Origin of the sequence: Lactococcus sp. AK05, from assembly GCF_041026685.1 — a bacterium.
Lineage (GTDB): Bacteria > Bacillota > Bacilli > Lactobacillales > Streptococcaceae > Lactococcus > Lactococcus lactis.
Window position 1 is genome coordinate 1 of the sequence record NZ_JBFTEI010000008.1, and the last position, 13,371, is coordinate 13,371.

The window sequence follows — 13,371 nt, forward strand, 5'->3', positions numbered from 1 at the left end:
ATTTATTCTGGAAATGTATAATCACGTAATGCACTACTAATGTCATCATATGAAAAGCCTTTTCTAGCCAAAGCCTGTGTTACTTTCTGCTTTCGCTCGTACCCCTCGTAGTTTTTACTGTAGCGTTTGGCAACTTTTTCTAGTGCTGTGTAGAGAAGTTGGGTCTCATTTTCTTCATCTGTTTCTAATTCAAGTGATTCTAAAGCAATTGAAGAGATAGAATACGTAAAACCTTTATTCATTAGGTTTTGAACAACTTTATCTCTCAGCTGTTTTTGGGTCAATCTTTGCCCATAAGTTCTGCTTGTTTTTTCGGCAAGTTTGTAGGCAACATCTATTTGTTTTTCCTCATCATAAATGTTAGAAAGTGCTTGGTCAATGATCAGGGGATCAATACCCTTTGTTATTAATTTCTGTTTAATTTGATAGGGCCCAGCGCTTCCCATTGAAATTTTCCCTTCAATAAAATTTTCAGCGTAGGCCTTATCATTAATTAGCTTGTTTTTTGCAAGAACATTTATGATCTCGTCAATTTGGTCAATATTGTCAATTTCGTGTTCACTAAGATATTTTCTTACTTCCGAACTTGTCCTCATTTTAAAGGAAAGGTAGTAGACTGCCAGTGATTTTCCTTGAGCAAATTGGTCATAAGATTGGATCTCTTCTAAATCAGTATCATCGATCTCTTTATCGACATTTAGAAAAAAGTGAACAATTGTATCCTCGGAAAGATATATTTTTTCTTCATCAAATCCAGATAAATCGATACGGTATAGTCTTTTTAATTTTTTTATTGCAGTGATTTTTCCCATGTCTATATTATATACGAAAATAATTAAAAATTGTCACCTATAAAACGTGTATTAAAACAATTATATGAAATGAAAGTGTAGTTTATAAACTTGTTTGTAAAAAAGGTGAGAGCAGTTTTGCACCTGACCCTTCAAACTTTAAAGGTATGCCATTTGGAGCCTTTGTTGATGGGTTGAATGGACAAGCTGAAACAATAGCTTCTAGTGCTAAGGGGATTTCTGAACCATCAAATAATAACTTTGTGGACTTTACGATGAGCTATAATGGTGCAACTAAAATAATGTCAGTTACCTATGGTGGGCAAACATGGACACAAGATGTTTCTTCTTTTGTTGGAACAAATCAGGCGATGTCTTTTTCAATTGCGGCCTCAACTGGTGCCCAAATGAATTTGCAACAATTGCGCAATGTTAACTTTACTTATACGGTGGCTCAAGGTACTGTTATTGCTAATTATGTGGATGAACAAGGAAACACGGTTGCTCCGTCAGAAACAACAAGTGGAGATATTGGTACTCCATATGTGACAAGTCAAAAGACTATTCCAGGTTATACGTTTATATCTTCAAATGGAGCAGCAACTGCGGGGAATTATGCTGCCAATGACCAAACTGTAAACTATGTTTACACTCGAAATCAAGGAACCATTGATGTTATTTATATCGATGAAACAACTGGAAAAATTTTGACTACAAAAGATTTGTCAGGTGGAACTGGAGATGATTCAGGTTATACAACGGCTGACACGATTAAATCTTATACAGATAAAGGTTACGAGTTAGTTTTAAATGATTATCCAGAAGACGGAACTAAATTTGCTGATGACCCTCAACATTATATTGTGAGACTAAAACATGGCACAGTAGTTGAGACGGAAAATAAATCAGTTAATGAAGTCATTCATTATGTTTATGATAATGGGGATAAGGCTGCTGACAACTATAAGGCAACAATTGTCTTTAGTCGGACAATCACTACTGACAAAGTGACGGGTGAGAAAACTTATAGTGACTGGACAGCTGATAATGGTGGAAGATTTGCTGCAGTTCTTTCGCCAATCATTAAAGATTACATCGCAAGTCAACTTAAGATTGATGAAATGACAGGAATTACGGTAGATACAGCGGACATTGAAAGAATTGTCGTTTATCATAAGGTGCCTGCGGGAATTATCGTTCCTCCAGTTCACCCAGATAAACCAAGTCAACCATCTAATAATCAATCAAAAACACCTACGGCTAAGGCTGTAAAAGATAGTAAGCCAACAGATGTTCTCCCAAGTACTGGTGATAGTCAAAAATCACAAATTGTTTTGACTCTGCTAGGAATTATGGCAGTGATTATTTCGCCACTTGCTCTTTTACTTAGACGTAAAAAACAATAATTAAAGAAAAAATAAAAGCTCTGACAGTGTCAGGCTTTTTATTTGGAGAGTAATATTCATAGATGAAAAAATAAGTTCAAATCTTTTAGATTTCAAGTAGAAAAAGACTACAAAAAGAAATTGTGAAATGTTATAATAGTGTATCACACAATCCTTTATTAGTGATTTTTTTATAATGGATTGAAAATGGTCATTTAATTGACGAACTAGAGGGAAAATAATTAAAGAATGATAAATTTAAAAATAGGACAGAAACTTCAACTCGAAATCGAGCGAATGGGGATAAATGGGGAAGGAATTGGCGTCATTTCAGGACGACTTGTTTTTATTCCTTATGCACTTCCAGGGGAAGAAGTTTTAGTTGAAATTACTGAAAATGCTAGAAATTTTAGTCGTGCAAAATTGGTTAAGATTATTGAAAAATCACCAAACCGTGTGAAACCACAGGATAGAGCTTATCATGAAATGAGTCAATCTCACATCATGCATCTTTCTTATCCAATGCAATTGGAATTTAAGCGTGATGTTATGCGTCAGGCCTTAGAAAAATATAAACCAGCAGGTTGGCGTAATTATGAATTGCGTGCAACTTTGGGAATGGAAAATACACTTGGTTATCGTAACAAATTGCAGTTCCAAGTGCGTCGTTTGAATGACGGAACAGTGATTGCGGGACTTTATCAAGAAGGAACGCATCATTTGGTTAACTTAGATAACTGTTTGGTTCAAGATCCCAAAACCCAAGAAATTATCAATCACATTTGCCGTTTGATTGAAAAATTTGATTTACCTGTATATGATGAACGTAAAATCGGCGGAATTCGTACGGTCATGGTTCGTCGTTCACAAAAAACAGGTGAAGTACAAATTATTTTTGTGACTTCAACACCAATTATTTTGGACGGACAAGTTTGGCCTGAATTACGTGAAGAACCTTCAAAACGTCAAAAAAATTCTTTTGTTAAATTTGATAAAATGTTGTCAGCACTGACAGAAGAATTTGAAGAAATTGTGACGGTTGCGGTCAATTTCCACCCAAGAAAAACCAGTGAAATCTATGGCGAACGCACACAAATTTTATTCAATGAAAAAGAAACAATTACCGAAGGCGTTTTGGATTATGAATTTGAATTAAGTCCTCGTGCTTTCTACCAATTGAACTCTGAGCAAGCCAATGTACTTTATGGTGAAGCAGTTAAGGCTTTGAATCCTAAAAAAGATGACCGTGTCATTGATGCATATTGTGGTGTAGGTACGATTGGTTTTGCGGTGGCTAAAAAAGTAAAATCGGTTCATGGAATGGATATTACACCAGAATCAATTTTTGATGCGCGTGAAAATGCCAAACGTTTGGGGCTTAAAAATTGCCACTATGAAATTGGTAAAGCGGAGCGAATTATTCCAAACTGGAACAAATCTGGTCATAGAGCAACTGCAATGATTGTTGACCCACCACGTACAGGGCTTGATGATGCCTTACTTGAAACAATTACTAAATTCCCACCGGAAAAAATGGTTTATGTCAGCTGTAACGTTTCAACTTTGGCAAAAGATTTAGTCGTTTTGGCCAATTATTATAAAGTAGAATACATCCAATCAGTGGATATGTTCCCACATACAGCAAGAACTGAAGCAGTTGTTAAATTGACAAAACGTGATGAACCTTTGAAAATTGTTAAATTTGAACATTTGGAAGAAGAACGTAAAGCTGAAGCTTTTGCTAAAGGTAAAAAACGTGGACGCCGTCCGCAAAAATATGGTAAATATTGAGAAATTTTGCTGACAGAATTATTAGTTGCTAGTAGCTAAAGTTTAAGTGAAAATTTACTGACAGAATGGATATTTTAGTTGTTCATTCTTTTAATTACGATTTACCTGGCCGTTGTTCACTCGTTGACGATGGATAGAATGCTCAGCTTTGCTGTTCATTCTTTTATCCACAGATAAAATACTCCTTATTCAGTCGTATTTTACTGACAAGATTTTCGTCAGTAAATTTTATAGTTAAAATTAGAAAAGTAAGAAAAAATTATGAAAAAATTTATTGTTGAACCTGAATTTTGGGAACTTTTTCCTGAGACAAAAGTCGGAATTGTTTTAGCTAAAAATATTGATAATAGTATGGAATCAAGTGCTGAAATCAAAAAAAATCTTGATGAGGCGAATGAAAATGCAGAGCAATTTTTAGAAGCGGCTGTTTTTAGTGAAAATCCTGTAGTCTCTGTTTGGCGCAAGGCTTATCAAAAATTTAAAACAAAAAAAGGGGCTAGAAGTTCGATTGAAAATCTGCTTAAACGAGTAGATAAAGGTAAAGCTGTGGGTTCGATTAATCCTTTGGTTGATATTTACAATAGTATTAGCTTGAACTATGGGCTACCTGCTGGTGGTGAGGATATTGATACTTTTGCAGGAAATCTACGTTTGACAAAAGCTGTTGGTGGCGAACATTTCTTGGCTTTGGGTGATGATGAAGCTGATAATGCTTTGCCTGGTGAAATCTGCTATCTTGATGATGAAGGGGCAGTTTGTCGCTCATGGAATTGGCGTGATGGTCAAAGAACGATGCTGACAGAACAAACCAAAAATGCTTTTTTGATTATTGAATCTGTTGACCCTGAACGCGGTGAAGTTCTAGATGCTGCAACTCAAAAATTAGCTGAATTGAGTGAAAAATATTTAGGAGGAACGGCACAGGTACTCCTAGTCACTAAAGAAAATCCAGAAATTTCTTTAGACTAGCGTTTTGTGACATCTAAAAAAATTAGATTTACTGACAGATAAGAGATTTGATAGGAAAGTTGATGACACTGTCAATAAAAAGAGCCGTCAGTAAATCTGACGGTTCTGTCATTAATTATTTTTATGATAAAATGGAAAAAATCCGAGGTTTTATATGATTTATATGAGAAAAGCAGGCCCGAAAGATTTGCTGTCAATTATGAAAATTATTGAAGAAGCAAGAACTTTTTTGGCTGATTCCGGGAGTGACCAATGGCAAAATGCCTATCCAGCAGTTTTTGATATTGAAGAGGATTTTGCGAAAGAACAGGCCTATGTCTTGCTAGTTGATAATAAAATAGCCGGTTATTGTGCAATTATTACAGGTGAAGAACCAGCTTATACTCAAATTACTGACGGCGCTTGGTCAAATCAAAATTTTGATTATGTGACCATTCATCGAATTGCTTTGTCTAACGAATTTCGTGGACAATCTTTGACAAGATATCTATTTTCAAATATTTTTACCTTGATGTTATCTAAAGGATACTCTGATTTTCGCCTAGATACTCATCCGGTCAATAAATTGATGCAACATGTCTTTGAACGTGAAGGCTTTGTAAAACGAGGGCTTGTTCAATTTGAAGGTGACCGTTTTGCTTATCAATTGGAGCTTAATAAATAGATGAATAAAAAAGAACTTATTGATTTTTGCTTGTCTCTTGGGCCGACTTTTGCAGATACTCCCTTTGCCAAAATGGAGAAGGGTCAGCCAACGGTAGTGATGCGACATTTAAAGAATAAAAAATCATTTGCTTATATTTCTGAGCGAGAAGGCCGAGTCAATATCGCAATCAAGCAGAAGCCAGAAATCGCAATCGAATTGCGAGATTTCTTTGTGGATATTAATCCAGCATTTCACATGAACAAAACGCATTGGAACGATGTTTTACTTGGTGGAGATGTTGCTGATGAGCAAGTTTGCAAAATGGTTGACCAAAGCTATGATTTAATCAAACCCAAAAGATAATGATGAGCCAACAGCTCTGAATTTTAATAGGAGAAAAAATGACTTACGAACAAAATTTTTTAAAAGATTTTCAAGAATGGGTGGACCAACAAGTTCAAATTTCTGAACTTGCCATGAAAGCAGCTGAAAAAATTGCCACAGAAGACGGTAAAAAAGAAGCGAAAGAAGCTGCTATTCGCTATGAAAGTCGTTTAGACGCTTACCAATTTTTGCAAGGAAAATTTGAAAACTACAAAAATGGTAAAGATTTCCATGACGTTCCAGATTTTGGAACAAAAACATTTTAATGAGTGACTTCTATTTTTAGAGAAGTGACTTCTAACCATTAGATAAAAGGAGATTCAAATGAATTTTAAGAAGATGGTTGGTAATCAAGTGCGAGTAAGAGCTCTCGCTTAGATTACCGCAAAGTCTTATTTCTTTGCGGATAAGAACAAATTGAGTTCACCCTCCTTGAAGTGGATGAAAATGGACAAAATGGAACTTGTGCCTTGCACAGAACCACATTTTCTCAATTTTCATAACTTCAAAGCAGTCGGGTTCACATCTTAAGGAATAAGAAAATGTTAAAACCATATGAATATAATCGAATTAAATACCTGACCTTTGACCTCGTCAATGTCTATCACTCTGTCAATGATAAATCGACAGTTGAGGCAGTTTACGCCCAAGTCGCCACAGAAATTTTGCAAATCGCTGAAAATGCTGACAGCCTTGTCAGTGAAAATAATCTGTCAGTAAAAGTTGATATCCAAGAATACTTATCAGCCATTGATAATCCTAAATTATCAAGAGAACAAGCTGAAAAATTACTGACAGAACTTAAAACTTTAGTCGAAGCTTTTCATTTACCGAGTGAAGCTCAAATGAAAAAAGCTTTCAAAAAAGTTAAAAAGTTAAAAATTCCAGCGACAAGTCAATGGGACTTACGTGATGTCACTTACTTTGCTTGGAATGAAGTTTCAAGCGGCCGAAAATATCTTTTGACCGCTGACGGGCGTGGTTTCTATGGCAATATCTCTGGCAGTATGAAAAATATCTGTGCCATTTGCCAAAAAACAAGTATTGTCACTCAATTTCTAGCGACAACAAAAAGAGGCGCTGACGGGACCTATACTAAAAATGGCACCTATATTTGCTTAGATTCTGAACAATGTAATCAGCAAATTCAAGCCAAAGAAGGCTTGGAGCATTTTTTAGAAATCATTAAAGAAAAATAAAAATTTAGAAGTATCTTGTAAAAAAACAAGAATTCTGCTAAAATAAAAACAAGTTGACGAGGAGTAATAGAGCAAGACTTATAGAGAGAACACGGTTGGTGAAAGTGCTCAGTTAAACTTTATGAAGGTTGCGTCATTTCAAGAAATAATTGCTGACAAAAGTCCTGTCAGTAATTATGACATAAAATGAGTGTCTGTCAGTAAATCTGTCAGGAATTTAGGTGGTACCGCGCGTGAGCGTCCTATTTTTAGGAGGCTTGTGGGCGGTATTTTTTTTGAAGAATGTTAGGAAATAAACAAAAATTAGAGCTTCGAATCGACATTAGCAGTTTGTAAAAAAAGATGTGTGTACGGTAATTTAATCAAGTTTTAGAACAAAATTATATTTGTTTGGGAACATTAATTTTTACTCAATGACTAAGAAGGATAATTATGACAATATTAATTAAAAAATTTTGGAGGAAGAATAATGTCAAAAGTAAATACCGTTGTAAAAAAAGTGGCATATTCGACTGAAGGACTTTTATCAATAGGTGATATCCAAACAGTATTATTGACTGATTATCCAACTGTTTATTTTATTTATGACAAGGAAAATTTAAAATATTCGGTTTATGTTGGTGAAACAAATGACGTATTTCGTCGAACAAAGCAGCATTTAATTGAAACAAGAGAAGATTGGCAAGAATTAAATACTTCCCAATCTTCCCAAATGCTTATTTTGGGAAATGAGTTTTCAAATAAGTCAGTCACACTAGATTTGGAAAATAAATTTATGAATTATTTCTTGGGTGTGCCTTCGATAAAAAGTGATAAAGGTATCAATAATCGTAGAGGAAATCCACAAGGAAAATATTATACAAAAGAAAGAATAGATGAAATTTTTAAAGAGGCGTGGAAAAAATTAAATCATGAAGAACCTAACCTTTTCCCCGATTTTAAAATAATAAAAAATTCTGCATTATTTAAGTCATCTCCTTTCAAAGAGCTCAGTGAATCTCAAAATAAAGCTCAAAAACAAATTATCATGAGAATTGAAGAAACAATTTCTCAAGAAAAGGATGCCCTAATACTTGTAACAGGTAATGCAGGGAGTGGAAAAACAGTTTTATTGTCTAGTGTTTTTTACAACTTACAGCTTGAGTCAAAGGGAGAGGACAATGTCCTTTTAAATGGATTGAAATCATTCGTGTTAGTCAATCATAATGAACAACTATCCGTTTATAAGCAAATATCAAGAAAACTCGGACTTGACGAACAACAGATAATGAAACCTAATTCATTTTTGAAGAAATATGAAGGAAAAAAAGTAGATATTGTTATAGTAGATGAGGGACATTTACTTGCGACTAGAAATGGCCAAGCTTTTCCAAAAAAATACGGTTCAACACAATTAGAAGCTTTGAAAAAAATTGCAAAAGTTGTGGTCCTAGTTTTTGATGAACACCAAATATTGACTGGCGAACAATTTGTGGATAGAGAAGAGATATCTATATTGATAAATGAGGCTAATCTAGAAAATAAATTAATTGAGTTACATGATCAACATAGAATGCAGATGTCGGTGAAAACAAATAATTGGCTAAATGATTTTATTTGGAAACATAAAATTAATGAGATTCCAAATGACGATAAATATGACTTGAAGATTTTTGATTCCCCCTCAAAAATGTATGAAGCTATAAGAAACAAATCCGATGACGAGGCATATGGGCTTTCAAGGATGCTTGCTTCGTATGATTGGGATTGGAAAGCAGATGGTCAGAAATGGTGTGTAAAAATTAAAGATTTTTCGCTCCCTTGGAATTATTATTATACCAACGCCAAAAACAATATACCTTGGGCAGAAAACCCAAAATCAATTGCTGAAGTTGGGAGTACATTCACCATTCAAGGCTTTGATCTAAACTATGCAGGAGTCATCATTGGACCCAGTGTTAAATATGATCCTCAGAGAAAGGAAATATTTTTTGATGCAAGTGCTTCAAAAAATACAAAAGCAATAGAGAAAACACATGGGGAAAAAGCCATCAATCAGAACCTCAATAATGAACTTAATGTTTTATTGACTAGGGGTGTCTATGGACTCTATCTTTATGCGTGCGACGAAAATTTACAAAATGCTTTACTTGAAGCTCAGAAAGGAAATTCTCAATGATTATTGATGATATAAATAAGTTTCGAGATGATAGAAATTGGCGACAGTTTCATAATGAAAAAGATTTAGCTATTTCTATTTCACTCGAAGCTTCGGAACTATTGGAATTGTTTCAATGGAAAACTGCTACTGAAGGAACTGCAGATATTGAAAAAGTTAAAGAAGAATTAGCGGATGTTTTGATTTATTCATATATGATGGCTGATAATTTGAACTTGGATATTGATTCAATTATTAAAGAAAAACTGATAAAGAATAATAAAAAGTATCCAATTAATAAAAGTAAAAATAATAATAAAAAATATACTGAACTATAAGCTATATTTGTAAAATATAATGGAGGAATTAATGAACGAACTAACCCCAAAATTCAACCCGACAGAGGTTGAGGCAGGACGCTACGAAAAATGGCTTGAAGCTGATGTTTTCAAACCTTCTGGAAATCCCGATGCAGAGCCTTATAGCATCGTTATTCCACCACCAAATGTGACAGGAAAACTCCACTTGGGTCATGCTTGGGATACAACGTTACAAGACATCATCATTCGCCAAAAACGGATGCAAGGTTTTGATACGCTTTGGTTGCCAGGAATGGACCATGCGGGGATTGCCACTCAAGCAAAAGTTGCTGCCCGTCTTGCCGAAGATGGTATTTTACCACAAGATCTTGGACGTGAAAAATTCCTTGATAAAGTTTGGGAGTGGAAAGATGAATATGCTGCAACCATCAAGGAACAATGGGGAAAAATGGGGATTTCTGTTGATTATTCTCGTGAACGTTTTACTCTTGATGAAGGACTTTCGCAAGCGGTTCGTAAAGTTTTTGTCCAACTTTATAATAAAGGTTGGATTTATCGTGGCGAAAAACTCATCAACTGGGATCCAAAAGCGATGACTGCTTTGTCAGACATTGAGGTCATTCACAAAGAAATTGATGGGGCTTTTTACCACATCACTTACCAAATTGAAGGAAGTGATGAGTTTGTTGAAATTGCCACAACACGCCCAGAAACTTTCCTTGGTGATACAGCTGTTATCGTCAATGAAAAAGATGAACGCTATAAACATTTAGTGGGCAAAAATGTTATCCTCCCAATCATTAATCGTGTCATTCCGATTTTGACAGATGACCATGCTGATATGGAAAAAGGAACTGGGGTTGTAAAAATTACACCTGCACATGACCCTAATGACTTTGAAGTTGCGATGCGTCATGATTTGCCAATGATTAACATGATGAACAATGACGGAACCATCAATGAAAATGGTGGAAAATATGAAGGACTTGACCGTTTTGAAGCCCGCAAACAAATTGTTGCTGACCTCAAGGAATTGGGGCAGTTGGTTGATATAAAACCAGTCCGCCATGAAGTTGGGCACTCAGAGCGAACAGGAGTGGTTGTTGAACCACGTTTATCAACACAATGGTTTGTCAAAATGGACGAATTAGCTAAGAATGCAATTGCTAATCAAACAACAGAAGATGCAGTAGAATTTTATCCGCCACGTTTCAATGATACTTTCATGCAATGGATGGAAAATGTTCATGATTGGGTTATTTCACGTCAACTTTGGTGGGGACATCAAATTCCAGCTTGGTATAATGAAGCGGGTGAAATGTATGTTGGTGAAGAAGCACCTGAGGGAGAAGGTTGGACACAAGATGCCGATGTACTTGATACTTGGTTTAGTTCAGCTTTGTGGCCGTTTTCAACAATGGGTTGGCCAGACGAAAACTCAGCAGACTTCAAACGTTATTTCCCAACAAGTACCCTTGTAACAGGTTATGATATTATCTTCTTCTGGGTTTCACGCATGATTTTCCAATCTTTAGAATTCACTGGTAAATCACCATTTCACAATGTTTTGATTCATGGTTTGATTCGTGACGAAGAAGGACGTAAAATGTCTAAATCGCTTGGTAACGGAATTGACCCAATGGATGTGATTGAAAAGTATGGAGCTGATGCACTCCGTTGGTTCCTATCAAATGGTTCTGCACCAGGACAAGATGTACGTTTTTCTTATGATAAAATGGATGCCGCTTGGAATTTCATCAATAAAATTTGGAATGTTTCACGTTATATTTTGATGAATGCAGAAGATGTCAGCGCTGATGCTGTTTCTTCGGCTTTGACAAAAGTTGCAAATAAAACTGCTGGTAATGTCACTGACCGTTGGATTTTGACACGTTTGAATGATACTGTTGAGCGCGTGACTGAACAAATGGATAAATTTGAATTTGGTGTTGCTGGTCATATTCTTTACAATTTCATTTGGGATGAGTTTGCAAACTGGTATTTGGAATTAACAAAAGAAGTTATGTTTGGTGAGGAAGAAGCTGAAAAAGACATTACACGTGCAGTATTGCTCCATGTTTTAGATCAAGTTTTACGTCTATTACACCCAATTATGCCTTTCTTCACTGAAGAAATCTTTGAAAAATTACCAAACACTTCTGGTTCAATTGTTGTTGCCGAATATCCAAAGGTACGTCCAGAATTTAATGACGACAAGGCAAGCGAAGGTGTGGCCATGTTAATCGAATTAATAACAGCCGTTCGTAATATTCGTGCTGAGGTTAATACTCCATTGTCTAAAGCTGTCCCAATGTTGATTAAATCTGAACATGCAGATTTCTTGAATGCTGTTTCTCCTTATATCAGCCGTTTCACTAATCCTTCAGAATTAACAATTGCTAAAGACTTGGCGGTTCCAGAACAAGCGATGTCAGCGGTCATTACTGGAGCAGAATTATACTTACCCTTGGCTGGTCTGATTAACATCGAAGAAGAAATTGCTCGACTTGAAAAAGAACTTGCCAAATGGCAAAAAGAGTTAGATTTAGTGAATAAAAAATTGGGTAATGAACGTTTTGTTGCGAATGCTAAAGCAGAAGTTGTTCAAAAAGAAAAAGATAAATTAGCCGATTATCAAGAAAAATTTGATACTGTGAAAGCTCGTATCGCAGAATTGAAAGAAAACTAATATAAAAAAACCAGTAGCTTTTGAGATACTGGTTTTTTATATTTCTACAAAAATATCAATAAAAATCCACCAAGAACAAGAAGACAGATAAGAAATGTAGTGATTCTTTTACTGGTTTTTGTATGTGGATTAATACTTACGCCTAAATTAAATTTTCGTGTAATCCAAAAATCATTTTCTTTGCTGACCGTCTGTTCACCGTATTTTTGCGTGAAGAAAAACAATAGTGCAATGCTAAAACATTCAAATCCAGCGGAAGTTTTGACAAAAATTGGGGCAAAAATGGATAAAATCACTGTGCTGATAAAAGTTAAAACGAATAAGGAGATACTGAGAATAAGACCAAGTTTATAATTATTATTTTTCATAATTTTTCTCTTTTCATCGATAATTATAGCACTTTTAATCATCTGTAAATCATTAATTTTATAAAAACTATTGTAAAAATTAAAAATAAAATTATAATGGAGGAAATAAAGACAAAAGGAGAGTTTTATGGAGGCTAAACAAAAGCAATTACAAAGAATTTTTAAAATTTTGCGTTCACTTTTTAAAATTGGAGAACTTGTACTTATAATAGGGTTCGCTATTATTTTTATTGCCCTTATTTTTGCTGTTGTCAATAAAAAAATTCCAAATTTTGGTTTGTTAGAAGTTTCAAACTCAACGACAAGCTCTTGGGTACTTCTTTCCATGGGAAATTCGACAAAAAATGTTCAATTTGCTAATTTTATAATTCGCTCAATTATGGGACTTATTAATATTTGCTTTTATCTGATTATCACTCAAAAAGCAATAAAAATTTTTTCGGTTATCATTGATAAGACACGAGATTTTTGGTTAGAAGTTGCGGGTCACTTAAAAATTATTTCATATTTGATGGCAGTTGTTGCAACGGTTTTCCCAATTGTTGGAGGCGTTTTTGGAATAATTTTTGCTCAAAATGGAAATGTAGGTGTGGATATTTTGACATTGATTTTGGCAATAATTTTTTATAGTCTTTCAATTGTTTTTGAATACGTCAAACTTTTGTCAGGTCAATTGGACGAAACATTATGAA

Annotated in this window: 13 protein-coding genes; 11 read left to right on the plus strand and 2 right to left on the minus strand. The window is 34.8% G+C overall.

All coding sequences use genetic code 11. The features are described from left to right. Positions 1-2 precede the first annotated feature (2 nt). Positions 3-812: a recombination regulator RecX gene (recX, locus tag AB6B24_RS11240; protein ID WP_311854160.1), complete on the minus strand. Its 810-nt coding sequence runs from the start codon at positions 810-812 to the stop codon at positions 3-5. A 146-nt stretch (positions 813-958) separates the two neighbouring features. Between recX and AB6B24_RS11245 the strand changes: the two genes are divergently transcribed. The 10 genes from AB6B24_RS11245 to AB6B24_RS11290 all read left to right on the plus strand — a co-directional run bounded on the left by AB6B24_RS11245 (position 959) and on the right by AB6B24_RS11290 (position 12,311). Next, entirely contained in the window at positions 959-2,197 is a 1,239-nt protein-coding gene (locus AB6B24_RS11245) for a MucBP domain-containing protein (protein WP_311806108.1), read from the plus strand. Between the two features lie 228 nt (positions 2,198-2,425). After that, positions 2,426-3,967: a 23S rRNA (uracil(1939)-C(5))-methyltransferase RlmD gene (rlmD, locus tag AB6B24_RS11250; RefSeq protein WP_003132635.1), complete on the plus strand. Its 1,542-nt coding sequence runs from the start codon at positions 2,426-2,428 to the stop codon at positions 3,965-3,967. Between the two features lie 261 nt (positions 3,968-4,228). Beyond that, complete coding sequence (locus tag AB6B24_RS11255; RefSeq protein WP_311806106.1) at positions 4,229-4,936, plus strand: B3/4 domain-containing protein; 708 nt, start codon at positions 4,229-4,231, stop codon at positions 4,934-4,936. A gap of 154 nt (positions 4,937-5,090) precedes the next feature. Further along, entirely contained in the window at positions 5,091-5,600 is a 510-nt protein-coding gene (locus AB6B24_RS11260) for a GNAT family N-acetyltransferase (RefSeq protein ID WP_195936367.1), read from the plus strand. Then, positions 5,601-5,945, plus strand: a complete 345-nt coding sequence (locus AB6B24_RS11265) for an MmcQ/YjbR family DNA-binding protein (protein ID WP_058203265.1) — start codon at positions 5,601-5,603, stop codon at positions 5,943-5,945. 38 nt (positions 5,946-5,983) lie between these two features. After that, a complete protein-coding gene (locus AB6B24_RS11270) occupies positions 5,984-6,232 on the plus strand; it encodes a DUF1912 family protein (RefSeq protein ID WP_003132639.1) in 249 nt (82 codons plus the stop codon). Positions 6,233-6,508: 276 nt separating this feature from the next. Continuing rightward, positions 6,509-7,165, plus strand: a complete 657-nt coding sequence (locus AB6B24_RS11275) for a FusB/FusC family EF-G-binding protein (RefSeq protein ID WP_081213773.1) — start codon at positions 6,509-6,511, stop codon at positions 7,163-7,165. A gap of 469 nt (positions 7,166-7,634) precedes the next feature. Beyond that, the gene (locus AB6B24_RS11280) at positions 7,635-9,323 is read left to right on the plus strand and encodes a DNA/RNA helicase domain-containing protein (protein WP_311806102.1); all 1,689 of its coding nucleotides are present in this window, start codon (positions 7,635-7,637) and stop codon (positions 9,321-9,323) included. Beyond that, positions 9,320-9,640, plus strand: a complete 321-nt coding sequence (locus AB6B24_RS11285; protein ID WP_029344561.1) for a nucleotide pyrophosphohydrolase — start codon at positions 9,320-9,322, stop codon at positions 9,638-9,640. Before AB6B24_RS11280 ends, AB6B24_RS11285 begins: the two co-directional genes overlap by 4 nt. A 19-nt stretch (positions 9,641-9,659) precedes the next feature. Beyond that, on the plus strand, positions 9,660-12,311 hold the full coding sequence (locus AB6B24_RS11290) for a valine--tRNA ligase (protein WP_311806100.1): 2,652 nt from the start codon (positions 9,660-9,662) through the stop codon (positions 12,309-12,311). A gap of 44 nt (positions 12,312-12,355) precedes the next feature. Here AB6B24_RS11290 and AB6B24_RS11295 read toward each other — a convergent pair whose 3' ends face one another. Then, on the minus strand, positions 12,356-12,679 hold the full coding sequence (locus AB6B24_RS11295) for a hypothetical protein (RefSeq protein WP_311806098.1): 324 nt from the start codon (positions 12,677-12,679) through the stop codon (positions 12,356-12,358). 127 nt (positions 12,680-12,806) lie between these two features. Here AB6B24_RS11295 and AB6B24_RS11300 point away from each other — a divergent pair, with 127 nt between their 5' ends. Continuing rightward, complete coding sequence (locus AB6B24_RS11300) at positions 12,807-13,370, plus strand: hypothetical protein (protein WP_311806994.1); 564 nt, start codon at positions 12,807-12,809, stop codon at positions 13,368-13,370. Position 13,371: the final 1 nt, after the last annotated feature.